The organism is Buttiauxella sp. B2, assembly GCF_006376615.1.
Taxonomy (GTDB): Bacteria; Pseudomonadota; Gammaproteobacteria; order Enterobacterales; family Enterobacteriaceae; genus Buttiauxella.
In genome coordinates this window covers 1-25,847 of record NZ_VEXQ01000036.1, presented here as the reverse complement: position 1 = coordinate 25,847, position 25,847 = coordinate 1, and the positions used below count along the sequence as shown (strand labels likewise).

The following is a 25,847-nucleotide window of genomic DNA, read 5'->3' as shown; positions in this document are numbered from 1 at the left end:
AAATCAAATTTTGGAGCGGGAAACGAGACTCGAACTCGCGACCCCGACCTTGGCAAGGTCGTGCTCTACCAACTGAGCTATTCCCGCTCTGTGTAACGCTGCAAATTCTGCATCGGTACGGGAGGCGCATTATACGAGAATTCGTTTTAGTCGCAACCCCTCCAAAGCATTTTTTTCACGAATTTAGTTTGAATGGTGATTAAAACGACAAAACGATTAAATTACCAACGAAGGAGGAGTTTTGCTCCTCCTACTCACTTTTTAAAGCTTAATAAAATTCTCGCGGTAAAACGCAAGCTCAGCCACCGACTCACGAATATCATCCATTGCCTGATGGGTGCCCTGCTTTTTGAAATCAGCCAAAATTTCAGGTTTCCAACGGCGCGCCAACTCTTTCAGGGTGCTGACATCCAGATAACGGTAATGGAAATAAGCTTCCAGTTCGGGCATATACTTAAACAGGAAACGACGATCCTGGCCGATGCTGTTCCCGCAAATTGGCGAGCTATTAGCGGGAACCCACTGCTTGAGAAACTCAAGCGTTGCCAGTTCAGCCGCACGATCGTCCAGGGTGCTCGCTTTAACGCGCTCAACCAGGCCGCTGCCAGTATGGGTACGCACATTCCAGTCATCCATCAGCGCCAGTTGTTCGTCAGACTGATGAACCGCGATAGTTGGCCCTTCGGCGAGGATATTCAAATTGGCGTCAGTAACCAGAGTGGCGATTTCAATTATGCGATCCCGCTCGGGGTCAAGGCCGGTCATTTCTAAATCAATCCAAATCAGATTGTTTTCATTTCCACTCATGCTATTTTCCACCCTTCTTGTGCGTAGCCCACCCGTGACGATGGGTTAACTCGTATAAAATAGTGTGTATCATAGAGGTTTTGCCCACCACGGGCGACCAGGAGCCAGTAAGATTGAGCAAAAATAAACTCTCCAAAGGACAGCAGCGCCGGGTTAGTGCAAACCATCAGCGTCGGCTTAAACAGACTGTGGAGAAAGCCGATCCTGACGACTCTCAGTTTGGCGAACCGCGCGATGGTCGCGTAATCAGCCGCTTCGGCCAGCATGCCGATGTTGAATCACCAGGTGGTGACGTTCACCGTTGTAATATTCGCCGCACCATTCGCTCGCTCGTTACTGGCGATAATGTGGTCTGGCGTCCAGCAAAAGAAGCAGCGGCTGGCGTAACCATAAAAGGCATTGTTGATGCGGTGCACGAACGCACCACGGTCCTGACCCGCCCTGATTTCTATGACGGCGTAAAACCGATTGCCGCAAACATCGACCAAATTATCGTGGTTTCCGCGATTTTGCCTGAGCTGTCACTGAATATTATTGACCGTTATCTGGTCGCGTGCGAAACCCTCGACGTTGAGCCGCTGCTAGTACTGAACAAAACCGATTTGCTAGACGAAGCAGGCTTGAAGTTCGTTAACGAACAGATGGATATCTATCGCAAAATTGGTTACCGCGTGCTGATGGTTTCCAGCCACAAAGTGGAAGGCCTGAAAGAGCTTGAAGAAGCACTGATCGGGCGCGTCAGTATTTTTGCCGGGCAATCAGGCGTGGGTAAATCCAGTCTGCTGAATAACTTGCTTGGTTTTAAAGAAGTCCAGATTCTGGTTAACGATGTGTCTGACAACTCAGGTTTGGGCCAGCACACGACCACAGCCTCACGTCTGTACCACTTCCCAGGGGGTGGCGATGTTATCGACTCCCCAGGCGTACGTGAGTTTGGTTTGTGGCACTTAGAACCGGATCAAGTCACCCACGGATTCATTGAATTCCACGACTATTTGGGGCACTGCAAATATCGTGACTGCCGCCACGATAACGATCCTGGCTGCGCACTGCGTGAAGCCGTTGAACGTGGGGACATCGCTGAATCGCGCTTCGATAATTACCATCGCATACTGGAAAGTATGTCTGAGGTAAAATCGCGTAAAACCTTTTCCGATACTAACCGCTGACAATTAAGCTGGGCATCGCTAAAATCGCGCTCCTTTTTTGTGTATGCCCACGAAAACGTGTACTTAGCCAGGAGGCTATTTTGTTAGACAACTTTAAACTTTCGCTCCAGTACATCTTGCCTAAACTTTGGCTGACTCGCCTGGCAGGCTGGGGTGCAAGCAAACGAGCGGGTTGGTTAACCAAACTGGTTATCGACATGTTCGTTAAGTACTACAAAGTCGATATGCAGGAAGCACAGAAGCCAGACACTGCCAACTATCGCACCTTCAACGAATTCTTCGTTCGTCCGCTGCGCGACGATGTTCGCCCGGTGAATACAGACCCGAATGTGCTGGTAATGCCGGCAGATGGCGTGATTAGCCAGCTGGGCCCGATCGAAGAAGACAAAATTTTGCAGGCAAAGGGCCATAATTACAGCCTGGAAGCTCTGCTCGCTGGTAACTACCTGATGGCTGATTTGTTCCGTAACGGCAGCTTCGTTACCACTTATCTGTCACCGCGTGATTACCACCGTGTACATATGCCGTGTAACGGTATTTTGCGCGAAATGATTTACGTGCCGGGCGATCTGTTCTCCGTGAACCATTTAACGGCGAAAAACGTACTGAATCTGTTTGCCCGTAACGAACGAGTTATCTGCCTGTTCGATACCGAGTTTGGCCCGATGGCGCAAATTCTGGTTGGTGCCACCATTGTTGGTAGCATTGAAACCGTCTGGGCGGGCACCATCACGCCACCACGTGAAGGCGTTATCAAACGCTGGACATGGCCTGCCGGTGAAAGCGAAGGCTCTGTGGCGTTGTTAAAAGGCCAGGAAATGGGTCGCTTTAAACTGGGTTCGACGGTCATTAACTTGTTCGCACCGGGTAAAGTCAATCTGGCCGAGCAGTTACAAAACCTGTCAGCTACGAAGATTGGTGAACCGCTGGCTATTTCCACCGAATTCAAAAGCGAACCAGAAGTACCAGTGAGTGAAATTCCAGAATCTGACGTGAAACTTCAACCAGAAACTTAATCATTTACCCAAAATCATTCGAGTTGTAGCAAGGCGGCAACAGAGCAAACCCCCAGTCACTTATATTAATAAGTGACTGGGGTGAGTGAGGCAGCCAACATAGCTACAGCTTGAAAGATGAAGGGTAAAAAAGGTACTGACGTGCGCCTGATACTAACTTTCTTGATGGCCTGGTGCCTGAGCTTTGGTGCCTTTGCCGCAACAGCCCCCGATGCCAGGCAAATATCCCAGGAACTGGAACAAGCTAAATCCGCAAAAGATAAGCCTGGCAATGCTGAAGCTGTGGAAGCACTTCAGGCCGCCCTCAATGCGCTTGATGAACGCAAAGCCTCCCTGGAACGGGCGACTCAATACCAACAAGTCATTGATAACTTCCCCAAGCTTTCTGAAACATTGCGCAGACAAATCAATAACTCACGCGATGAACCTCAAAAAGTGCCTGAGAACATGTCAACTGACGAGTTAAATCAGGAAATCCTGCAAGTTAGCAGCCAACTGCTGGATAAAAGCCGCCTTGCACAGCAAGAGCAAGAGCGCACCCGAGAAATCACAGATTCCCTCAGCCAACTACCACAACAGCAAACCGATGCCCGCCGTCAGTTAAACGAAATTGAACGCCGGATGGGAACGCAAACCACCAACACACCATTATCGCAGGCGCAAAATCTCTCTTTGCAGGCTGAGTCTTCCCGCCTGAAAGCATTGGTTGATGAACTGGAACTGGCACAACTATCGGCAAGCAACCGCCAGGAGCTTTCTCGCCTACGAGCTGAGCTTGCGCAAAAACAGAGCACGCAGTTGGATGCCTATCTTCAGGCCTTGCGTAATCAGCTCAATAATCAGCGCCAGCGTGAAGCCGAACAAGCTCTGGAAAGCACCGAACTGCTGGCCGAAAGCAGTGCTAACCTACCGCCAGACATTGTTGACCAATTTAAAAATAACCGTCAGCTATCCCAGGCGTTGAATCAACAGGCTCAACGTATGGACTTAGTTGCCTCTCAGCAACGGCAGGCCAGCAGCCAAACGCTGCAAGTACGCCAGGCGCTCAACACGCTACGCGAGCAGTCACAATGGCTTGGCGTATCAAACGTTCTAGGCGAAGCATTACGTGCTCAGGTCGCCCGTTTGCCAGAAATGCCAAAATCACAGCAACTGGATACCGAACTTGGGCAGTTGCGAGTGCAGCGCCTGCATTACGAAGACCTGCTGAGCAAGCATCAGCAGTTGCGTCAGATTCGTCAGACCGACGGCCAGCCGCTGACTTCAGAACAAAATCGAATTCTGGAAGCGCAACTGCGCACCCAACGTGAACTGTTGAATTCCCTGCTTCAAGGTGGCGACAACCTCATTCTTGAGCTGACCAAGCTGAAAGTGGCTAATAGCCAACTTGAAGATGCGCTCAAAGAGGTGAACGAAGCCACCCACCGTTATTTGTTCTGGACGTCAGATGTCAGCCCCGTGGGCATCACCTGGCCAGTTGAGATAGTGCAGGATTTGCGCCGCCTGGTGTCAATGGATACGTTCAGCCAACTCGGCAGCGCCACCATCATGATGCTAACCAGCAAGGAAACGCTGCTGCCGCTGTTTGCTGCGCTAATACTCGTGGGGTTCAGTGTCAGTTCACGCCGCCATTTCACCGCTTTCCTTGAACGTTCAAGCGCCAAAGTCGGTAAGGTTACTCAGGATCATTTCAGCTTAACGTTGCGAACAGTTTTCTGGTCGATTCTAGTGGCTCTACCTCTGCCAGTGCTGTGGGCGACGCTAGGCTATGGGCTGCAATCCGCCTGGCCGTATCCCCTTGCGGTGGCAATTGGTGATGGCGTAACAGCCACAGTTCCGTTGCTATGGGCCGTGATGATTTGCGCAACGTTCGCCCGCCCAAATGGCTTATTCATCGTGCATTTTGGCTGGCCGCAGCCACGTGTTGCCCGCGCCATGCGTTATTACCTGATGAGCATCGGCCTTATTGTGCCACTGATCATGGCATTGATTATGTTCGATAATCTTAGTGACCGTGAGTTCTCAGGCTCGTTGGGGCGGCTGTGCTTTATGCTGATTTGCGGTGCGATGGCGCTGGTTACATTAAGCCTGAAACGCGCGGGTATTCCGCTGTATCTGGATAAGCAAGGCAATAGCGAAAACATCGCTAACACGATGTTGTGGAACCTGTTGCTTGCGGCTCCATTGCTTGCCATTCTGGCCGCGATAGTGGGTTATCTGGCGACGGCACAAGCCTTGTTGGCAAGACTTGAAACCTCGGTAGCCATCTGGTTCCTGCTACTGGTGGTTTATCATATCTTCCGCCGCTGGATGCTAATTCAACGCCGCCGTCTGGCCTTTGACCGTGCAAAACATCGCCGTGCTGAAATCCTCGCCCAGCGTGCTCGTGGCGAAGAAGAGACGGCTCATGCTCACAGTACTGAAGGTTCTGCAGAAATCATCGAAGAGCCGGAAATCGATCTGGATACCATCAGCGTGCAGTCACTGCGCCTGGTGCGTTCGATTCTGATGCTGATTGCGCTACTGTCGGTGATTGTGCTGTGGTCAGAAATCCATTCTGCATTTGGCTTCCTTGAAAACATCACGTTGTGGGATGTGACTTCAACGGTGCAAGGCGTTGAAAGCCTGGAGCCGATTACGCTGGGTGCGGTACTGATTGCCATTCTGGTGCTGATTATCACTATGCAACTGGTACGTAATCTACCCGCACTGCTCGAACTCGCGCTGTTACAGCACCTGGATTTAGCACCGGGTACGGGCTACGCCATTACGACAGTAACCAAATATCTGCTGTTACTCGTGGGTACGCTGGTCGGATTCTCAATGATTGGGATTGAGTGGTCGAAACTACAGTGGTTGGTTGCCGCTCTGGGTGTCGGTTTAGGTTTTGGTTTACAGGAGATCTTCGCCAACTTTATCTCCGGCCTGATTATCCTGTTCGAAAAACCGATTCGTATTGGCGACACCGTGACAATCCGCGACCTCACCGGCAGCGTCACCAAAATCAATACACGAGCCACCACCATCAGCGACTGGGACCGCAAAGAGATAATTGTGCCGAATAAAGCGTTCATCACCGAGCAGTTCATCAACTGGTCGTTGTCGGATTCGGTTACGCGTGTGGTGTTAACAGTGCCTGCGCCGTCGGATGCCAACAGTGAAGAGGTTACGAATGTATTGCTGCAAGCGGCTGAACGTTGTTCGCTGGTGATTGATAACCCCCCGCCAGAAGCGTTCCTTGTGGATTTGCAGGCAGGTATACAAATCTTTGAGCTACGTATTTATGCCGCCGAGATGGGCCACCGTATGCCACTGCGTCACGAGATACACCAGCTGATTCTTCAAGGGTTCCGCGAGCACGGTATCGAACTGCCGTTCCCACCGTTCCAGATGCGTCTGGATAGTCTTGGCGGGCAACGGAGTAGTAAGACGCTGACATCGTCAGGAAAAACTGGCAGGACGCCGGGTAGCTTGTAAAAAAAAGCGGGTAAAGCTAAACGCTTACCCGCTTTCTCTAGCCTTTGACTAAGCTCTATCTACCGGGAACGCCAGCACGTCAGCCAGGCTCTCGGCCTTCAACGCCAACATAATTAAACGGTCCACTCCCAGCGCAACGCCTGAACAATCCGGTAAACCGGCTTTCAGTGCTTCAAGCAAATTCACATCAATCGGCTGCTGCGGTAAACCCCGCGCGGCACGTTTACGGTTGTCCTGATCGAAGCGTTGCTGCTGCTCACGCGCATCGGTTAATTCGTGGAAACCATTCGCCAGTTCAATACCACGGAAATAAACCTCGAAGCGTTCCGCCACACGATGGTCTTCGGTGCTGATTTGCGCCAGTGCTGCCTGGCTTGCTGGGAAGTGATAAACAAACGTTGGCTTATCTTTACCAATATGTGGTTCTACACCCATGCTAAACAGCAGATGCAGCAAGGTATCGCGGTCTTCTTCCTGGTCAGCAATATTGCTTAAATCAAGTTTTGCAGCCACTTCACGTAGCTGGGTTTTATCCGCAGAAAGCGGGTCAATCTCCAGATGACGCTGGAAAGCCTGCTGATAGGAGAGAGACTCCGCCGCATCTGTTTCCAGAACCTGTTGCAGCAAATCATCAACTTCATTCATCAGACGATACATATCGTAGTGCGGGCGATACCACTCCAGCATGGTGAACTCTGGATTATGGTGACGACCCATTTCTTCATTACGGAAGCTACGGCACAGCTGGAATACCGGGCCAATACCCGCCGCCAACAGGCGTTTCATGTGATATTCCGGGCTGGTCATCAGGTACAAGTTGACGCCCTGAGCGTGGCCTGGGCCAACAAAACGGGTTTCAAACGGGAACAGATTAATATCCGTTACCGTAGCCTGGCTCATGCAGGGTGTTTCCACCTCCAGAACACCACGGTCGGCAAAAAAACGACGAATAACCGTCATGATCGCGGCGCGCTTCAACAGGTTGGGGATGGATGCGCTCGGCTGCCAGGTGGCCGTTTCGCTCATGGGTGAGTCTCCGTATTCAAACAAGGCCGAGAAGTCTACCCGCAACGCATAAGCGAGACAAATTTTGCGCAGTAAATTTTCATCGCCACCAGGGCCGTTTGCGCACTAATAATTTGAATTCCGTGACGTAACTCATCACTAGAATTAATTAATTGCCGAACTGAACAGCAAAAAAATCGAACACGTCAAATTTCCATAAAATGCCTGCGGCTATAATCCGCACCTACAAAGGAGTAGGGATAACCCTTTCGCTATAGCTGCCGCCGTATTGGTGTACTACCTTTGGTTAAATTAGCTATACGAAATAACTAAGAACCTGGAGGAATGTCGTGCAAACCTTTCAAGCCGATCTCGCCATAATTGGCGCTGGCGGAGCGGGCTTACGAGCAGCCATCGCTGCGGCACAAGCCAATCCACAAGCCAAAATCGCTCTGATCTCCAAAGTCTACCCAATGCGTAGCCACACCGTGGCTGCCGAAGGGGGTTCTGCCGCAGTTACGCAGGATCACGACAGCTTCGAATACCATTTCAATGACACCGTTGCAGGTGGCGACTGGTTGTGTGAGCAAGATGTGGTCGACTACTTCGTTCATCACTGCCCTACCGAAATGACGCAGCTCGAGCAATGGGGTTGCCCATGGAGCCGCCGTCCAGACGGTTCTGTAAACGTTCGCCGCTTTGGTGGTATGAAGATTGAGCGTACCTGGTTTGCTGCGGATAAAACCGGCTTCCATATGCTTCATACTCTGTTCCAGACCTCATTACAGTTCCCACAAATCCAGCGTTTTGATGAGCATTTCGTGCTCGATATTCTGGTAGATGACGGTGAAGCTCGTGGCCTGGTCGCCATGAATATGATGGAAGGCACGCTGGTACAAATTCGCGCCAATGCAGTCGTGATGGCAACAGGCGGTGCGGGCCGTGTTTATCGCTACAACACCAATGGCGGCATAGTAACCGGCGATGGTATGGGCATGGCACTGAGTCACGGAGCACCACTGCGTGATATGGAATTTGTACAATATCACCCAACCGGTCTGCCAGGTTCCGGCATTCTGATGACGGAAGGCTGCCGTGGTGAAGGCGGTATTTTGGTCAACAAAGATGGCTATCGCTATCTGCAAGATTACGGTATGGGTCCAGAAACGCCTCTGGGCGAGCCGCGTAACAAATACATGGAACTCGGCCCACGCGACAAAGTTTCCCAGGCCTTCTGGCACGAATGGCGCGCAGGCCGCACTGTTCCAACGCCACGTGGCGATGTGGTTTATCTCGACCTGCGTCATTTGGGCGAGAAGAAACTCCTCGAGCGCCTGCCGTTTATCTGCGAACTGTCGAAAGCGTATGTCGGCGTTGATCCGGTTAAAGAGCCGATTCCAGTTCGTCCAACTGCGCACTACACCATGGGTGGTATCGAAACCGATGGCCAATGCGAAAGTCGTATCAAAGGGCTGTTTGCTGTCGGTGAATGTTCGTCCGTTGGCCTGCATGGCGCGAACCGTTTGGGTTCTAACTCCCTTGCAGAACTGGTGGTGTTTGGCCGTCTGGCAGGTGAAAGCGCGATGCGCCGTGCAAACGAAGCACAACCAGCCAATGATGCTGCATTGAACGCGCAAGCGGCTGATGTTGAAACCCGTCTTAAGAAATTAGTGAATCAGGAAGGCAGTGAAAACTGGTCGAAGATCCGCGACGAAATGGGTCTGTCGATGGAAGAAGGCTGCGGTATTTATCGCACCCCTGAACTGATGCAAAAAACGAAAGACAAGCTGGCTGAGCTGCAAGAACGCTTCAAACGCGTGCGTATTACTGACACCTCCAGCGTATTTAATACCGATTTGCTCTACACCATCGAGCTTGGCCACGGCCTGAACGTTGCGGAATGTATGGCACATTCAGCGATGGCACGTAAAGAGTCTCGCGGTGCGCACCAACGCCTGGACGAAGGTTGTACTGAGCGTGATGATGTGAATTTCCTGAAACATACACTCGCTTTCCGTGACGCCAATGGAACCACGCGTCTGGAATACAGTGATGTGAAAATCACCACGTTGCCACCGGCTAAACGTGTCTACGGTGCGGAATCTGAAGCAGCCGATAAGAAGAAGGAGATGACGAATGGCTGATGCGATGAAGACCCTGAAGATTGAAATCGTGCGCTACAACCCGGAAACGGACAATGAGCCGCACAGTGCAATCTACGAAGTGCCTTATGATGAGCAAACCTCGCTACTGGATGCGCTGGGTTACATCAAAGACAATCTGGCACCCGATCTGAGCTATCGCTGGTCATGCCGTATGGCTATCTGCGGTTCTTGCGGCATGATGGTTAACCGTGTACCAAAACTTGCCTGTAAAACCTTCCTGCGCGAATACACTCAGGGCATGAAGGTTGAAGCACTAGCGAACTTCCCTATCGAGCGCGATTTGGTGGTCGATATGACCCACTTTATCGAAAGCCTGGAAGCGATTAAGCCGTACATCATCGGCAATCCGCGCACACCAGATCAGGGACCAAATACCCAAACGCCTGCACAGATGGCGAAATACCATCAGTTCTCAGGGTGTATCAACTGTGGCCTGTGCTATTCCGCTTGCCCGCAGTTTGGTCTGAATCCTGAGTTCATTGGCCCGGCGGCAATCACGCTTGCTCACCGTTACAACCTGGATAACCGCGACCATGGCAAGAAAGAGCGTATGGCGCAGCTAAACGGCCAGAATGGCGTCTGGAGCTGTACTTTCGTGGGCTTCTGCTCCGAAGTGTGCCCAAAACACGTCGATCCTGCCGCTGCCATCCAGCAGGGTAAAGTCGAAAGCTCGAAAGACTTTTTGATTGCCACCCTGAAACCACGCTAAGGAGTGCAAAATGACTACGAAACGTAAGCCATATGTGCGGACGATGACCCCCACCTGGTGGAAAAAGCTAGGTTTCTATCGTTTTTATATGATTCGTGAAGGAACGGCTGTTCCAACCGTCTGGTTCAGCATCTTACTGATCTGTGGTTTGTTTTCGCTGAAAAGCGGGCCAGAGAGCTGGGCAGGTTTTGTCGGTTTTCTGCAAAATCCAATTGTGGTTATCCTCAATCTGGTCACGCTTGCGGCAGCCCTACTGCATACCAAAACCTGGTTTGAACTGGCACCGAAGGCCGCCAATATCATCATTAAAGATGAAAAAATGGGGCCTGAGCCAGTGATTAAAGGATTGTGGGCGGTGACCGTTGTCGCCACTGTCGTCATTTTGTTTATTGCACTGTTCTGGTAAGGGGGACGTCATGATTAATCCAAATCCAAAACGCTCCGACGAGCCGGTATTCTGGGGTCTGTTTGGCGCAGGCGGTATGTGGGGTGCGATTATCGCACCGGTTATTGTGCTGTTGGTTGGTATTATGCTGCCGTTGGGGCTTTTCCCAGGCGATGCATTAGGCTATGAACGTGTACTGGCATTTTCTCAGAGTTTGATTGGCCGCCTGTTCATCTTCCTGATGATTGTTTTGCCGCTGTGGTGCGGGCTACACCGTATCCACCACGCGATGCACGATCTGAAAATCCATGTACCGTCTGGTAAATGGGTGTTCTACGGTCTTGCAGCCATCCTGACGGTCGTGACCTTTATCGGTGTCATCACCCTCTAATTGCGCTGATTACGAGGAAGGCCTGCCATTATTGTGCAGGCCTTTTTTATTTATGGCGGTAGGTTTAATCGTTTGTCATCCCCAGGTAAATCTAACAGACTGGCGCGTCTGATGGGCTCGGACACATCGTGCCGAGTCTCTTTATGGAAGATTATCAATGATGAAAAAAACGCTTTGCTGCATGCTGGTGCTCACGGCCTCTTGCTCAGCGCTTGCCGCTCCGAAAACATTGAGCGAAAAACAAATTGCTCAAGCTGTCGAGCGCACCATCACACCACTGCTCAAAGAGCAGAGTATTCCCGGCATGGCCGTTGCCGTTATTTATCAGGGAAAACCGTATTACTTCACTTACGGCCAGGCTGATATCGCAAAAAACTTGCCGGTAACGAAAGAGACATTGTTTGAACTCGGCTCTGTCAGTAAGACTTTTACCGGCGTTTTGGGCGGTGATAGCGTTGCTCGTGGTGAAATCAAACTAAGCGACCCGGCAACAAAGTACTGGCCTGCATTAACCGGCCAACAATGGAAGGAGATTAACCTGCTGCAACTTGCCACCTATACCGCTGGAGGATTGCCGCTACAGGTGCCTGATGACGTCACAAGCCAGGCTTCTCTGCTGCGCTTTTACCAGTCCTGGCAGCCGCAATGGGCTCCAGGTTCTACTCGTCTGTATGCCAACACCAGCATCGGTCTTTTCGGTGCGCTGGCAGTAAAACCGTCGGGGATGAGTTTTGAAAATGCGATGTCCACGCGAGTATTCCAGCCCCTGAACCTTTCACATACCTGGATAAAAGTGCCTGCATCTGAAGAGCGTAATTATGCCTGGGGCTATCGTAACGACAAAGCAGTACATGTTTCACCAGGAATGCTGGATGCTGAAGCTTATGGCGTGAAATCGACAATTGAAGATATGGCGAGCTGGGTGCAAACCAATATGGTGCCTGAGCAGGTCGCCGATGAAACGCTCCGGCAAGGAATTGAACTCGCGCAGTCACGCTACTGGCGAATTGGTAGCATGTATCAGGGTTTAGGCTGGGAAATGCATAACTGGCCGCTGGATAGCAAAACTGTGATTAATGGCAGCGACAATAAAGTGGCACTTGCCCCTCATACAGCGATTGCCATCGAACCACCAGCACCTGTTGTTAAGTCATCCTGGGTCCACAAAACGGGTTCAACCGGGGGCTTTGGGGCTTATGTGGCATTTATTCCTGAACAACAACTTGGCATCGTAATGCTGGCAAATAAAAGCTACCCCAACACTGAACGAGTAAAAGCAGGGTACAAAATTCTCAAAGCACTACAGTAATCCTGACAGGCCTGCTGAGCAGGCCTTTTTATTTCTACCTGCACCCCGCTTTTTTCCCGCCACAATCTACACTTAGCAAAAAACAGACAAGGATTTTGCTATGCGCATCTGGCCGATTGTCACCACCCTTGCAGTTGCGTTTCTCGTTGTCGCCTGTAGTTCCCCTACTCCTCCACCTGGCACCACGGTGGTTACTAACTTTGACGCTAAACGGTATCTCGGCAAATGGTATGAAATTGCCCGTCTTGACCACAAATTTGAAAGCGGGCTAGAACAAGTGACCGCCACTTACAGCACCATGGATGACGGCGGTATTCGCGTGATAAACAGAGGTTTTAATCCTGACCGCCAGATGTGGCAGCAAAGTGTCGGCAAAGCGTATTTCACGGGTTCACCAAGCACAGCGGCACTCAAAATTTCATTCATTGGGCCGTTTTATGGTGGCTATAACGTGATTGCGATAGATAACGACTACCGGCACGCACTCGTGTGCGGACCGGATAAAGATTACCTATGGATATTGTCGCGTACGCCGACGATCAGCGCTGAAGTGAAACAGCAAATGCTCGACATCGCCACGCGCCAAGGCTTCCCGGTAAATAAGCTACTGTGGATTAAGCAGCCAAGCTCTTAATGGGTGCTGAGTTTCAGGCCGATAATACCGATGACAATCAAAGCCAGGCTCCCAATTCGAGCCAGGCTTGCTGATTCGCCTAACAACAAGATACCGGTAGTTGCAGCACCCACCGCACCAATCCCCGTCCAGACGGCGTAAGCCGTGCCCGTTGGCAGCGTTTTCATCGACCACGACAATAACGCGACACTGACAACCATCGCCACCACCGTGATGACACTAGGCCATAAGCGGGTAAAACCGTGGGTGTATTTCAGACCGACTGCCCAAACAACTTCTAATAAACCGGCAATAGCAAGAATAAACCAGGCCATATACAGCTCCAGCAATGGGGCCGTCCCCGGAAATCCAGAAGCGCTTACGGGTCGTCCCATAAGGCGGGTGAGGGCATTATTTTAGCAACACAGCACACAATTACCAGTAGCGTTTTGTTGGCACCATTGGCAGGTTTGAAGTGACTAAGGCGAGAAATGGCTGCTAATTAACCCGTAAATCCGCAATTCATTTCAGATAATTCCTTCATATTATATATACTTTCTTCAACATCCAGAAAGGCTGTAATTGTGAGTCACGCGAACGGTAAACATGCATAAGATATTGTTAGTAGATCGTTGTCATTATAGTCGACAAGGATTCAAAAACTGGCTTAATCAGAATTCAGAATTTTCTATTTCTGAAACGGATAATTTATTTTTAGCCCGTGAAAAAATAATACAGTATCGACCTAACCTTGTTATTGCCGATTTTACCAGTTTCGCTAGCTCATTACATAATATCCAACAGCTATCTTCTATATACTCAGCCTGTGGGGCTTCAATTCGCTTAATGCTGTTTAACAGCACGCGCCACGGGAAAATTGAGGAATACTGCCTGTCACAAGGTTCGCGTGCTATATATAGCAAATCGGTACCTCTGTCTGAGCTTTATGCTGCTATTCAGAAGCAACTTAGCATTCGCCCACCTTTCCATCCGGAAAAACGGTATACGGCACCTCTCCTTACGTTGCGCGAGGAACGGATATTGAAATTATGGACCGATGAAGCTAACAATGATTTTATTGCCAGAATAATGGGGATCAGCACAAAGACGGTATATACCTACAAACGGAATATCCGTATGAAGCTTGGTGTTAACAATCGATTTTCTTTATTTATAGAACAGCATCAGCCATAGCGAATTAAATAACGGTACGGTAGTCATACCGTACCGTCAATCACACATTAATTCTGGGCTTTTGTTGCAGCTCCAGATATCGCGTTACCGCCGCTTGAAATATCTTCACCCATGCCCTTAGTCGTATTACAGGCTGTCAGTAACGATGAAAGCACTACGAGTGAGAAAAACGCTGCAATAGTTTTCTTAATCATGACCGTTTCCTTTTTTGACCATATTGTTTGTGTATAGCAGTTAAAGCATAGACAAAAATTGGCAGGCTGACGGAAAAAGCAGATTTTTAGGAGTGTTAGTGATTACTTATTTGCTGCGCGTTCAATAGCGCCGCCGAGATGCTGTAGATCTTCTCCAAAACCACGTGTTGCGTTGCAGCCCGTCAGGATAGTGGTCAACAGCGCGATGAAAAGTAAATGCTTCGTCAAACGGTTCATCTTCCCTGCCTTTAGCAAGCAGCGGTGAGGCGCCAAACGCCTCACCGCACATCTTCACGTATTACTTAACGCGAGAAACGTATTCGCCAGAACGAGTGTCAACTTTGATCACTTCGCCAATCTGAACGAACAATGGCACTTTAACTACAGCGCCAGTAGACAGTTTTGCAGGCTTACCACCAGTACCAGCAGTATCACCTTTCAGACCTGGATCCGTTTCAACGATTTCCAACTCTACGAAGTTTGGTGGCTGTATAGCGATTGGACGGCCGTTCCACAGAGTCACGATACACTCGGCCTGATCCAGCAACCATTTAGCGTTATCGCCGATAGCTTTCTCATCAGCAGCCAGCTGCTCGAAAGTTTCGTTGTTCATGAAGTGGTAGAACTCACCGTCGTTGTACAGGTAAGTCAGGTTCATATCTACAACGTCTGCGCCTTCAGCGGAGTCGGTAGATTTAAAGGTTTTTTCTACGCGTGTGCCAGTCAACAGGCGGCGCATTTTAACACGAGCAAAGGCCTGGCCTTTACCTGGTTTCACAAACTCACTGGATTCGACTGCGTAAGGTTCGCCTTCGAACATGATTTTAAGACCGGCACGGAAATCGTTGCTAGAATAAGTCGCCATAAGGCCCTCTGAAATTGTTAATTGGTAGCTTAGCCAAAAAATGGCACACATTGTAACCCTAAATCCCCCCCGCAGAGAAGATTGGTTAACTCAACTTGCCGATGTTATAACCGATCCTGACGATCTGCTGCATATTTTAGATCTAGACGCTGATAAAGAGTTGTTAGCGGGACGTGATGCGCGTCGCCTTTTTGCCTTGCGCGTACCGCGAGCTTTTGTCGCTCGCATGGAAAAAGGCAACCCAAACGATCCGTTACTGCGCCAGGTTTTAACCTCCAAAGACGAATTTATTGCCGCACCCGGTTTTAGCACAGATCCTCTGGAGGAGCAGCACAGCGTAGTACCTGGCTTGCTGCACAAGTACCGTAACCGTGCATTGTTGCTGGTAAAAGGTGGCTGCGCGGTCAATTGTCGTTATTGCTTCCGGCGCCATTTCCCCTATTCCGATAACCAGGGAAACAAGCGCAACTGGCAGGCGGCCATCGCCTACATCAGCGAACATCCTGAACTGGACGAGATAATCTTTTCTGGCGGTGATCCACTAATGGCAAAAGATCATGAACTGGATTGGTTGATTAGCGAATTGGAAGCGATCCCGCATATTAAGCGTCTACGCATTCACAGCCGTTTGCCGATTGTTATCCCAGCTCGCATCACTGAAACGCTGGCAGCCCGTCTCGCTCGCTCGCGGTTGCAGGTTTTGCTGGTGAACCATATCAACCATGCCAATGAGATTGGCGATGAGTTCAGGGCGGCTATGCAGAATTTACGCCATGCAGGCGTCACATTGCTCAACCAAAGCGTGCTACTGCGTGAAGTGAACGATAACGCACAAACTCTCGCGGACCTGAGCAATGCGCTGTTTGATGCTGGAGTGATGCCGTATTACCTGCATGTGTTGGATAAGGTTCAGGGGGCGGCGCATTTCATGGTGAACGATGATGAAGCCAGAATGATTATGCGTGAACTGCTGACGTTGATTTCAGGTTATATGGTGCCGAAGCTTGCGCGCGAGATTGGCGGTGAGCCAAGCAAAACACCGTTAGATTTACAGCTACGGCAGAGTTGATTTCTTTCCAGAATTTCGCCCTCACGCTAACCCTTGTAAAGGAAATAAAGCAGGGATCGTGTAGAGGGCGCGAAAATCTAAATCAGTTCGGGCACTTATAAACCTGGCCAGTCATTGTGCTGGCAGTCGGAGCAAAGCTCGACAGCAAGTTTTGAGTCGGGCTGCTCACGCCGTACAGCACGTTGCCACCCATCGCCGCTGCGTTATTACGCAGCGCATTTGCTGCACCACGCATAGAACCGCCTTCACTGCCTTGCTGACCTGAAAACCAGTTACTTTGCTCACCGGTTGCATTTCCTAGCAATTGGCATTCGGTGCCTGGCTTGTCTTCAACAAAACGGACGCTTTGCCCACCAGCAGAAAGATTGTTGCTGGTGCTACATCCTGCCAGTAGCAGCACTGCTACAGCCATTCCTGCTGAAACTTTAATGCGCATGTTGTTCCCCGTTATCAATGCTGTCTTGAAAAGTGGCGGGCCATCATTGCCCGGTGAGATCTTATACCAGACTGCGGCCAAAAAGAGAAAACCCTCAGACATTTCTGCCTGAGGGTTTTCTTAACACGATGTGATTAACACACCAGGTGTAAGGGCAATTACATCATGCCGCCCATGCCACCCATACCGCCCATGCCTGCGCCTAAATCAGGAGCGTCGCCTTTTGGCATATCGGTAATCATGCACTCAGTGGTAATCATCAGACCCGCCACAGAAGCTGCGTACTGCAGAGCAGAGCGCGTTACTTTGGTTGGATCCAGGATACCCATGTCGATCATGTTGCCGTATTCTTCAGTTGCTGCGTTGTAACCGTAGTTACCGTCGCCCGCTTTCACGTTATTAGCAACAACAGATGGCTCTTCGCCACAGTTCAGAACGATCTGACGCAGTGGAGATTCCATTGCGCGCAGCGCAACTTTGATACCCACGTTCTGGTCTTCGTTCTGGCCACGCAGTTCAGACAGTTTAGACGCTACGCGAATCAGCGCAACACCACCACCGGCAACCACACCTTCTTCAACCGCAGCACGGGTAGCGTGCAGGGCATCTTCAACGCGTGCTTTCTTCTCTTTCATTTCAACTTCGGTAGCAGCACCGACTTTGATTACTGCAACACCGCCAGCCAGTTTAGCTACGCGCTCTTGCAGTTTTTCGCGGTCGTAATCAGAAGTTGCTTCTTCGATCTGCTGACGAATCTGGGTCACACGGCCCTGAATCGCTGCTTCTTCACCATTACCATCGATGATGGTGGTGGTGTCTTTGTTGATAACGATACGTTTAGCAGTACCCAAGTCTTCCAGGGTCGCTTTTTCCAGCTCCATACCAATCTCTTCAGAGATTACGGTACCGCCAGTCAGGGTCGCGATGTCTTGCAACATAGCTTTACGACGGTCGCCGAAGCCAGGTGCTTTAACAGCAGCAACTTTCACGATGCCACGCATGGTGTTAACAACCAGGGTAGCCAGCGCTTCGCCTTCAACATCTTCAGCGATGATCAGCAGTGGTTTACCTGCTTTCGCAACGGCTTCCAGAACTGGCAGCATTTCACGGATGTTGGAGATTTTTTTGTCAGCCAGCAGGATGAACGGGCTTTCCAGCTCGATAGAACCGGTTTCTGGTTTGTTGATGAAGTACGGAGACAGGTAGCCACGGTCGAACTGCATACCTTCTACAACGTCCAACTCGTCTTGCAGGCCAGAGCCTTCTTCAACGGTGATAACGCCTTCTTTGCCTACTTTCTCCATGGCTTCAGCGATCAGAGTACCCACGGTTTCGTCGGAGTTAGCAGAGATAGTACCAACCTGAGCGATTGCTTTAGAGTCAGAGCAAGGAACAGACAGAGCTTTCAGTTCTTCAACAGCGGCGATAACAGCTTTATCGATGCCGCGTTTCAGATCCATTGGGTTCATGCCTGCAGCAACAGCTTTCAAGCCTTCGGTGATGATGGACTGAGCCAGAACGGTTGCAGTAGTTGTACCGTCACCCGCAGCATCGTTCGCTTTAGAGGCAACTTCTTTAACCATCTGCGCGCCCATGTTTTCAAACTTGTCTTCCAGTTCGATTTCACGTGCTACAGAAACACCATCTTTAGTGATAGTCGGTGCACCGAAAGATTTATCCAGAACTACGTTACGGCCTTTAGGGCCGAGGGTAACTTTCACTGCATCTGCCAGTACGTTAACGCCACGTAGCATTTTCACACGAGCGTCGTTACCGAATTTTACGTCTTTAGCTGCCATTCTTCTTTTCCTTTAAATTCGTTTAATTTGCTTGCGGATTACGCTTCAACAATTGCCAGAATGTCGCTTTCTGACATGATCAACACTTCTTCATTGTCGATCTTCTCAGACTTAACACCGTAGCCATCGTTGAAAATCACGATGTCACCGACTTTAACGTCCAGCGGTTGTACGTTACCGTTTTCCAGAATGCGGCCTTTACCGACAGCGATAATTTCGCCACGAGTTGATTTGCCTGCTGCGCTGCCAGTCAGAACGATGCCGCCCGCAGATTTAGATTCAACTTCTTTACGTTTGACGATAACGCGGTCATGTAATGGACGAATGCTCATGTGATAGCTCTCCTTTGAGAAAGTCATTATCAATTGTTTAGGTAACGCCGGCCCAAAATGGGTTATCGGCTGGTGACCTGAGAGATGGGGATGCGCCTTCCCCCCTTCAAGGGGGAAAACAAAATAATTTTCGATTTTTAACGATTGTGACGATCGTCGTTGTCATGGTCGTCGAGCTGTTTGGGCGCATCATCTTTACGCTGATACTCGCCATCAAACGTCGAACCACCGCCTGTTCCTGCGCTAAAACCACCGCCCGGTGTACTTGAAAAACGCAAATGCGGCATCAGCTTTAATGTCAGATGGTTCTGCACAGGAGGCAGCAACAACAGCAAACCGAGGAAGTCGGTGAAGAAACCAGGAAGCAACAACAGCAAACCGGCGATGATCAGTGAAACGCTTTTAATCATCTCAGCGGCTGGGCTCTCACCCGCGGCCATTTTCTGCTGCATCAGCATGAAATTCTTAAAGCCCTGGTTGCGAACCAGTGACATACCAATAATCGAGGTGAATATCACCAGCATCAGCGTCAGGAAAACACCCATGACGTGAGCAACTTGAATAAATAACGAAATCTCTATGTAAACATAGAGAAAAACGGCAATTAACGGTATCCAGCGCACCGTATACTCCTGTAGTTGAGCAAGTCCCATCTGGCACTTGCAAGAATAAGTTTGCGATTAAGCACAGCCAAAGAGATGGTGGTGCTTTAGTCAAAAATCAATCTAAATGCCCTATTATTTTTTTGGCAGTTTTCAACAATTGATCGACATCACATATTAATAATTGTTATGTGAGATGCGCTTTAATAAGTGATCCAGATTACTGCTTTTCGCTATCATCAGCATATCATCACGGCATTACGATCGAATATGGACATAATCGTCGGTCTATTCATCGCACGACCAAAGATCCTGTTCGTGCAGTGATCAATCAATGGCAGCTTTAATTAAGAAGGTTCACATGTTAAATAACATTCGTATCGAAGAAGACTTGTTGGGTACCAGGGAAGTGCCAGCGGATGCCTATTATGGTGTTCACACTCTGAGAGCGATTGAAAATTTCTACATAAGCAACAGCAAAATCAGTGATATACCTGAATTTGTTCGCGGCATGGTAATGGTCAAGAAAGCAGCGGCAATGGCAAACAAGGAGTTGCAAACCATTCCGAAAAGCATCGCAAATACCATCATCCAGGCCTGTGATGAAGTGCTAAATAACGGCAAGTGCATGGACCAATTCCCGGTTGACGTTTACCAGGGCGGTGCCGGTACCTCCGTTAACATGAATACCAACGAAGTGCTCGCCAACATTGGGCTTGAGCTGATGGGCCACCAAAAAGGTGAGTACCAGTATCTGAATCCAAACGATCATGTGAACAAATGTCAGTCCACCAACGATGCTTACCCAACCGGTTTCCGCATCGCGGTGTACGCCTCTATTGTGAAACTGATTGATGCTATCAATCAGTTAGGCGATGGTTTCCAGCGCAAAGCAGTTGAATTCGAAAACATCTTGAAAATGGGCCGTACCCAGTTACAAGATGCCGTACCAATGACGCTGGGCCAGGAATTCCATGCCTTCAACGTGTTGTTGAATGAAGAAACTCGCAACCTGCTACGCACCGCAGAATTGCTGCTGGAAGTGAACCTCGGCGCGACCGCTATCGGTACACGTCTGAACACACCAGAAGGTTATCAGCAACTGGCTGTACAAAAACTGGCGGAAGTCAGCAACCTTCCATGCGTTCCAGCTGAAGATCTGATTGAAGCGACTTCCGACTGCGGCGCTTACGTTATGGTTCACAGTTCGCTCAAACGCCTGGCAGTGAAAATGTCGAAGATCTGTAATGACCTTCGTCTGCTCTCCTCCGGCCCTCGCTCTGGCCTGAACGAAATCAATCTGCCAGAACTGCAAGCCGGCTCTTCTATCATGCCAGCCAAAGTTAACCCAGTAATTCCAGAAGTAGTTAACCAAGTTTGCTTCAAAGTTATTGGCAACGACATCACCGTGACCATGGCTTCCGAAGCCGGTCAGTTGCAGTTGAACGTAATGGAACCCGTAATTGGCCAGGCAATGTTCGAGTCAATCCATATCCTGACCAATGCCTGCTACAACTTGCTGGAAAAATGCATTAACGGCATCACCGCTAATAAAGAAGTGTGCGAAAACTACGTCTACAACTCGATTGGTATCGTGACTTATCTGAACCCGTTCATTGGCCACCACAATGGCGACATCGTTGGGAAGATTTGTGCGGAAACCGGTAAGAGCGTACGTGAAGTCGTGCTGGAGCGCGGCCTGCTCACCGAAGCAGAGCTGGACGATATTTTCTCCATCAACAACCTGATGCACCCGGTTTATAAAGCGAAGCGTTATACTGATGAAAATGAACAGTAAATTTTACGGAAGCTAAAAAAAGGCACGTCCATTGGACGTGCCTTTTTCATTTGCACTCACAACAAATACACAACAAACAATTATCAAATAATCAAACACAAGGAAGGAAATCATGTTTGGAGCTGAACTCGTTATCGTGCTGTTAGCGATATATCTTGGGGCCAGACTCGGCGGCATAGGCATTGGCTTTGCTGGCGGTTTTGGTGTGCTGGTTTTAACCCTTATTTTCCAGGTTAAGCCCGGTGCTATCCCGTTTGATGTTATTGAAATCATCATGGCCGTTATTGCCGCCATAGCCGCTATGCAGGTCGCAGGCGGGATGGACTACCTGGTCAGCCTCGCAGAAAAGCTGCTGCGTCGTCATCCCAAATACATCACCTTCCTCGCCCCGCTAGTGACATGGTTTATGACCGTCCTTGCGGGCACTGGCCACACCGCGTTCTCAACGCTACCAGTCATTACTGAAGTGGCGAAAGAACAAGGTATCCGCCCTTCTCGCCCGCTGTCTATTGCCGTAGTTGCCTCGCAAATCGCGATTACTGCCTCACCGATATCTGCCGCCGTGGTTTTCTTCGCCGGTATTCTTGAACCATTGGGCGTGAGCTACCTGACTCTGCTGGGTATTTGTATTCCGGTTACGCTAGTTGCCGTTATGCTGACAGCCATCGTCTGTAACTTCCTGGGCTGTGAGTTGAAAGACGATCCGGTTTATCAGGAGCGCTTAGCCAAAGGTGAAGTGCAGCTGCGCGGCAGTCAGGTCTTCAAACTGAAACCTCATGCCAAACGCTCGTTGCTTCTGTTCCTGGTCGGTATCGTGGCGGTAATGTTCTACGCGACAGCCATCAGCGACACTGTTGGCCTGATTCAAAACCCAGTGCTGCCACGTAACGAAGCGATTGTGGTGTTCATGCTGACCATCGCCACGCTTATCAGCATCACTTGTAAAATTGATACTGGCGAAATCCTCAACGCCAGCACATTCAAATCGGGTATGAGTGCCTGTATCTGCGTGTTGGGTGTAGCATGGCTTGGCGATACCTTCGTCAAAAACCATATTCAGGATATCCAGGCCTTCGCGGGCGACCTTCTGCAAGGCTATCCATGGCTGCTGGCCGTTGTGCTGTTCTTCGCAGCAACGCTGCTTTACTCCCAAGCCGCGACAACCAAAGCATTGATGCCAGCCGCGTTAATGCTCGGTGTTAGCCCGCTGACCGCCATTGCATCCTTCGCAGCTGTTTCTGCGCTGTTCGTACTGCCTACTTACCCAACCTTGTTGGCGGCGGTAGAAATGGATGACACCGGTTCAACACGCATCGGTAAGTACGTGTTTAACCACGCGTTCTTGATTCCTGGCGTGATTGCTATTTCGCTGTGCGTCATCCTCGGCTTCATCGTCGGTGGAATGGTTCTGTAAATCTTTTAAAACACGGGTCGCACTGCGGCCCGTTTAACACCGCCCCTCCCTCCACCATGCTATAGTCAACCGCTGTTTCCCCAGACACGAGGTTAGCTATGCCGACTACTCAGGCTGTTGTCATCCTTTGTACTGCCCCGGACGAAGCCACCGCTCAGGAACTTGCAGCCCTTGTGCTGGCTGAAAAACTGGCGGCCTGTGTCACCTTATTACCCGGTGCGACTTCGCTCTATTACTGGGAAGGGAAAATGGAACAGGAGTATGAAGTGCAGATGTTGCTCAAAAGCGATATCGAGCATCAGGAAGCCTTGCTGGCTTGCCTCAAATCGCATCACCCATATCAAACCCCTGAATTACTGGTCTTGCCAGTTACCCACGGAGATAGTGACTACCTCTCATGGATCTACGCATCTTTGCGCTAATTTTTGCGCTATTCAGTTCACACGCTTTTGCAGGTCTGTTCGATAACCAGAGCAAATCTCAATTTGTTCCCGTCGATCAGGCTTTTGCGTTCGATTTTCAGCAATCTGAAAACCAGCTCAACCTGAATTGGCAGATAAAACCTGGCTACTACCTTTATCGCCAACAAATCAAACTCAACCCCGCGCAGGCCGAACTGGCTCCGCTTGAGCTGCCCAAAGGCACCTGGCACGAAGATGAGTTCTACGGCAAAACCGAGATTTACACCACACAGCTTAATCTGCCGGTAACGATTCATACTGCTGCCAAAGGGGCGACAGTCAGCGTGACCTATCAGGGCTGTGCGGAGGCCGGATTCTGCTATCCGCCGGAGACACGTGTTGTGCCGCTGAGCGAAGTGGTTGCGACTGATGAAAGTCATCCGCAGCCTAGCGATCTCCCCTTGTCGAGGGAACAAACCAGCGCGGATTCTTCTTCCGCCCTGTCCTCTGAGGTGAGAGGCCCAGACAATACCGCTCCCGCTCAACTCCCGTTCTCAGCACTTTGGGCATTTTTAATCGGTATCGGCATCGCCTTCACGCCTTGCGTACTGCCGATGTACCCACTCATTTCCGGCATTGTACTCGGTGGCAAACAGCGCTTATCCACTGCTCGCGCCCTGCTTCTGACCTTTATCTACGTTCAAGGCATGGCGCTAACCTATACGGCGCTCGGACTAGTGGTCGCCGCTGCGGGTCTGCAATTCCAGGCCGCACTACAACATCCGTACGTTCTTATCGGTCTATCCGCGCTGTTCGTACTGCTCGCCGCATCGATGTTTGGGCTGTTTACCCTGCAATTGCCATCCTCGTTGCAGACTCGCCTCACGTTGATGAGTAATCGCCAGCAAGGCGGTTCAGCGGGTGGCGTATTTGCGATGGGCGCATTGGCTGGATTGATTTGTTCGCCCTGCACCACCGCGCCGCTAAGCGCCATTTTGTTGTACATCGCTCAGAGCGGGAACATGTGGCTGGGCGGCGGTACGCTGTATCTTTATGCGTTGGGTATGGGTTTGCCACTGATGCTGATTACCGTTTTCGGTAACCGTCTGCTGCCCAAAAGTGGCCCATGGATGGAAACAGTCAAAATTGCATTTGGCTTTGTGATCCTCGCCCTACCGGTCTTCCTGCTGGAACGAAGCCTGGGTGACAACTGGGGGGTTCGACTGTGGGGCTTACTCGGCGTTGCATTCTTTGGTTGGGCCTTTATCACCAGTCTGGGAGCCAGCAAACCATGGATGCGAGTGGTGCAAATAATCCTTCTCGGTGCCGCTCTGGTATGCGCTCGTCCTCTACAAGATTGGGCGTTTGGTTCCACAGTAACCACCAGCCAGGCACACCTGAATTTCACAAAAATTGCCAGCGTTGAGCAACTCGATCAGGCTCTTGCTGATGCAAAAGGCAAACCGGTGATGCTCGATTTTTACGCCGACTGGTGTGTGGCTTGCAAAGAGTTTGAGAAATACACTTTCAGTGACCCGCAGGTGCAACAACAACTGGCAAACACGGTGTTGCTTCAGGCCGATGTCACCGCTAATAACGCGCAAGATGCGGCGTTGTTAAAACATTTGCAGGTTTTAGGGCTGCCAACCATTCTGTTCTTTGATACAACAGGACAGGAACAGCCCAACGCACGCGTTACCGGTTTTATGGATGCCGACGCTTTCCGTACGCATTTGCAGAATCACGCGCAGTAAACAACACTAATGTGGGACATACCGTTGAACGACGGAGGAGATAACCGTGCAACGCGAAGACGTACTTGAGCACGCCCTACACGTCCTTGAACGTGAGGGGATTGCCAGCACCACCCTTGAGATGGTCGCCACTGAGGCTGACTATCCGGCAAATGAAATCAGGAATTTCTGGCCAGACTCTGAAGCTTTGCTCTACGACGCCTTGCGTTATCTGAGCCAGCAAGTTGATATCTGGCGCCGCCAGTTGATGCTTAACGACGAGTTATCACTCGAGCAAAAATTGTTGAAGCGTTATCAGGCGTTGACTGAGTGCGTCAATAACGATCGCTATCCTGGTTGCCTGTTTATCGCCGCCTGCACGTTTTATCCAGATGCATCGCACCCGATTCATCAATTGGCCGATCAGCAGAAGAAAACGGCATGGGCATTCAGCCATGAACTACTCATGCAGTTGGAAGTAGACGACCCAACGATGGTGGCACATCAAATGGAACTGGTGCTGGAAGGTTGTCTGAGCCGTTTACTGGTCAAACGCAGCCAGGCTGACATTGAAACCGCCCGCCGTCTGGCCGAAGACATTCTGCGGTTTGCTCAGTGCCGGCAAGGTGGCGCACTGACCTGAGATCAGCCAAACAGACCAGAGAACATAAGTGCAGCGAATAACTGGGGGCGCCCTCGTAATTCCCGTATTCTGGCATTCATGACTCCGCGGTAAATGTCTGGAAGATTTGAGTATCATCGCGCTAGAGGGTAGAGATAGGGTAAAGAATGTGCAAGATTGGCGCAAAGTTAGGCGATTGAACAGTTTTCCCTGAAATATTATTGACGCCCAACGGCCTTTACGGTTTAATGCGCTCCGTTGCCCGGATAGCTCAGTCGGTAGAGCAGGGGATTGAAAATCCCCGTGTCCTTGGTTCGATTCCGAGTCCGGGCACCACTATTT

At 50.3% G+C, this 25,847-nt stretch carries 26 protein-coding genes and 2 tRNA genes; 17 read left to right on the top strand and 11 right to left on the bottom strand.

Annotation, left to right across the window (positions count from 1 at the left end):
- Positions 1-11: 11 nt before the first annotated feature.
- Positions 12-87 (bottom strand) — tRNA-Gly (locus FH968_RS22195).
- Positions 88-261: 174 nt separating this feature from the next.
- Entirely contained in the window at positions 262-807 is a 546-nt protein-coding gene (gene orn / locus FH968_RS22190; RefSeq protein WP_139883418.1) for an oligoribonuclease, read from the bottom strand.
- Positions 808-920: 113 nt separating this feature from the next.
- On the opposite strand from orn, the gene rsgA reads away from it, so the two are divergent.
- The 3 genes from rsgA (at position 921) to mscM (ending at position 6,469) form a co-directional block, all read left to right on the top strand.
- Entirely contained in the window at positions 921-1,976 is a 1,056-nt protein-coding gene (gene rsgA, locus FH968_RS22185) for a small ribosomal subunit biogenesis GTPase RsgA (protein WP_139883416.1), read from the top strand.
- An 80-nt stretch (positions 1,977-2,056) separates the two neighbouring features.
- Complete coding sequence (gene asd, locus FH968_RS22180; RefSeq protein WP_139883412.1) at positions 2,057-2,992, top strand: archaetidylserine decarboxylase; 936 nt, start codon at positions 2,057-2,059, stop codon at positions 2,990-2,992.
- 141 nt (positions 2,993-3,133) lie between these two features.
- Entirely contained in the window at positions 3,134-6,469 is a 3,336-nt protein-coding gene (gene mscM / locus FH968_RS22175) for a miniconductance mechanosensitive channel MscM (RefSeq protein WP_139883421.1), read from the top strand.
- 48 nt (positions 6,470-6,517) lie between these two features.
- Here the strand turns inward: mscM and epmA are convergent, their stop codons facing one another.
- Positions 6,518-7,495 (bottom strand): elongation factor P--(R)-beta-lysine ligase, encoded by a 978-nt coding sequence (gene epmA / locus FH968_RS22170; protein WP_139883409.1) that lies wholly within the window; start codon positions 7,493-7,495, stop codon positions 6,518-6,520.
- 329 nt (positions 7,496-7,824) lie between these two features.
- Here epmA and frdA point away from each other — a divergent pair, with 329 nt between their 5' ends.
- From frdA to FH968_RS22140, 6 genes are all read left to right on the top strand, one after another.
- Positions 7,825-9,618: a fumarate reductase (quinol) flavoprotein subunit gene (gene frdA / locus FH968_RS22165; protein ID WP_139883406.1), complete on the top strand. Its 1,794-nt coding sequence runs from the start codon at positions 7,825-7,827 to the stop codon at positions 9,616-9,618.
- A 4-nt stretch (positions 9,619-9,622) separates the two neighbouring features.
- Complete coding sequence (locus FH968_RS22160; RefSeq protein ID WP_370451547.1) at positions 9,623-10,348, top strand: succinate dehydrogenase/fumarate reductase iron-sulfur subunit; 726 nt, start codon at positions 9,623-9,625, stop codon at positions 10,346-10,348.
- A gap of 10 nt (positions 10,349-10,358) precedes the next feature.
- The gene (frdC, locus tag FH968_RS22155) at positions 10,359-10,754 is read left to right on the top strand and encodes a fumarate reductase subunit FrdC (protein WP_139883401.1); all 396 of its coding nucleotides are present in this window, start codon (positions 10,359-10,361) and stop codon (positions 10,752-10,754) included.
- A gap of 10 nt (positions 10,755-10,764) precedes the next feature.
- Positions 10,765-11,124, top strand: coding sequence for a fumarate reductase subunit FrdD (frdD, locus tag FH968_RS22150; RefSeq protein ID WP_064540797.1), 360 nt, complete (start codon positions 10,765-10,767; stop codon positions 11,122-11,124).
- Positions 11,125-11,281: 157 nt separating this feature from the next.
- Complete coding sequence (ampC, locus tag FH968_RS22145; protein WP_139883398.1) at positions 11,282-12,433, top strand: CMY2/MIR/ACT/EC family class C beta-lactamase; 1,152 nt, start codon at positions 11,282-11,284, stop codon at positions 12,431-12,433.
- 100 nt (positions 12,434-12,533) lie between these two features.
- A complete protein-coding gene (locus FH968_RS22140) occupies positions 12,534-13,067 on the top strand; it encodes a lipocalin family protein (RefSeq protein WP_139883395.1) in 534 nt (177 codons plus the stop codon).
- Here the strand turns inward: FH968_RS22140 and sugE are convergent.
- On the bottom strand, positions 13,064-13,381 hold the full coding sequence (gene sugE / locus FH968_RS22135; protein WP_139883391.1) for a quaternary ammonium compound efflux SMR transporter SugE: 318 nt from the start codon (positions 13,379-13,381) through the stop codon (positions 13,064-13,066). The genes FH968_RS22140 and sugE overlap by 4 nt on opposite strands.
- 271 nt (positions 13,382-13,652) lie before the next feature.
- Between sugE and FH968_RS22130 the strand changes: the two genes are divergently transcribed.
- Positions 13,653-14,240, top strand: coding sequence for a response regulator transcription factor (locus FH968_RS22130; protein ID WP_139883389.1), 588 nt, complete (start codon positions 13,653-13,655; stop codon positions 14,238-14,240).
- Between the two features lie 47 nt (positions 14,241-14,287).
- On the opposite strand, the gene ecnB is transcribed toward FH968_RS22130, so the two are convergent.
- From ecnB to efp, 3 genes are all read right to left on the bottom strand, one after another.
- Positions 14,288-14,434 (bottom strand): lipoprotein toxin entericidin B, encoded by a 147-nt coding sequence (gene ecnB / locus FH968_RS22125; RefSeq protein ID WP_139883386.1) that lies wholly within the window; start codon positions 14,432-14,434, stop codon positions 14,288-14,290.
- Positions 14,435-14,536: 102 nt separating this feature from the next.
- Positions 14,537-14,671, bottom strand: a complete 135-nt coding sequence (locus FH968_RS22120) for an entericidin A/B family lipoprotein (protein WP_139883384.1) — start codon at positions 14,669-14,671, stop codon at positions 14,537-14,539.
- Positions 14,672-14,732: 61 nt separating this feature from the next.
- A complete protein-coding gene (gene efp, locus FH968_RS22115) occupies positions 14,733-15,299 on the bottom strand; it encodes an elongation factor P (protein WP_139883382.1) in 567 nt (188 codons plus the stop codon).
- 40 nt (positions 15,300-15,339) lie between these two features.
- On the opposite strand from efp, the gene epmB reads away from it, so the two are divergent.
- Positions 15,340-16,368, top strand: coding sequence for an EF-P beta-lysylation protein EpmB (gene epmB / locus FH968_RS22110; protein ID WP_139883380.1), 1,029 nt, complete (start codon positions 15,340-15,342; stop codon positions 16,366-16,368).
- Positions 16,369-16,450: 82 nt separating this feature from the next.
- Here the strand turns inward: epmB and FH968_RS22105 are convergent, their stop codons facing one another.
- The 4 genes from FH968_RS22105 to FH968_RS22090 all read right to left on the bottom strand — a co-directional run bounded on the left by FH968_RS22105 (position 16,451) and on the right by FH968_RS22090 (position 19,558).
- Positions 16,451-16,822, bottom strand: coding sequence for a DUF4156 domain-containing protein (locus FH968_RS22105; protein ID WP_305038339.1), 372 nt, complete (start codon positions 16,820-16,822; stop codon positions 16,451-16,453).
- Positions 16,823-16,962: 140 nt separating this feature from the next.
- Complete coding sequence (gene groL / locus FH968_RS22100) at positions 16,963-18,603, bottom strand: chaperonin GroEL (RefSeq protein WP_139883375.1); 1,641 nt, start codon at positions 18,601-18,603, stop codon at positions 16,963-16,965.
- Positions 18,604-18,641: 38 nt separating this feature from the next.
- Positions 18,642-18,935: a co-chaperone GroES gene (locus FH968_RS22095; protein ID WP_043081801.1), complete on the bottom strand. Its 294-nt coding sequence runs from the start codon at positions 18,933-18,935 to the stop codon at positions 18,642-18,644.
- A gap of 137 nt (positions 18,936-19,072) precedes the next feature.
- Positions 19,073-19,558, bottom strand: a complete 486-nt coding sequence (locus tag FH968_RS22090; protein WP_139883372.1) for an FxsA family protein — start codon at positions 19,556-19,558, stop codon at positions 19,073-19,075.
- Between the two features lie 340 nt (positions 19,559-19,898).
- Here FH968_RS22090 and aspA point away from each other — a divergent pair, with 340 nt between their 5' ends.
- The 6 genes from aspA (at position 19,899) to FH968_RS22060 (ending at position 25,841) form a co-directional block, all read left to right on the top strand.
- On the top strand, positions 19,899-21,335 hold the full coding sequence (gene aspA / locus FH968_RS22085; RefSeq protein WP_139883369.1) for an aspartate ammonia-lyase: 1,437 nt from the start codon (positions 19,899-19,901) through the stop codon (positions 21,333-21,335).
- Between the two features lie 112 nt (positions 21,336-21,447).
- Positions 21,448-22,749 carry an anaerobic C4-dicarboxylate transporter gene (locus FH968_RS22080; protein ID WP_139883367.1) on the top strand — a complete coding sequence of 434 codons (1,302 nt, stop codon included), beginning with the start codon at positions 21,448-21,450 and terminating at the stop codon, positions 22,747-22,749.
- A 98-nt stretch (positions 22,750-22,847) separates the two neighbouring features.
- Complete coding sequence (gene cutA, locus FH968_RS22075; RefSeq protein WP_139883365.1) at positions 22,848-23,171, top strand: divalent cation tolerance protein CutA; 324 nt, start codon at positions 22,848-22,850, stop codon at positions 23,169-23,171.
- A complete protein-coding gene (locus FH968_RS22070; protein ID WP_139883363.1) occupies positions 23,147-24,904 on the top strand; it encodes a protein-disulfide reductase DsbD in 1,758 nt (585 codons plus the stop codon). The genes cutA and FH968_RS22070 overlap by 25 nt, the downstream gene beginning before the upstream one ends.
- Positions 24,905-24,950: 46 nt before the next feature.
- Positions 24,951-25,526, top strand: a complete 576-nt coding sequence (locus tag FH968_RS22065) for a transcriptional regulator (protein ID WP_139883361.1) — start codon at positions 24,951-24,953, stop codon at positions 25,524-25,526.
- A gap of 239 nt (positions 25,527-25,765) precedes the next feature.
- Positions 25,766-25,841, top strand: a tRNA-Phe gene (locus FH968_RS22060).
- Positions 25,842-25,847 lie beyond the last annotated feature (6 nt).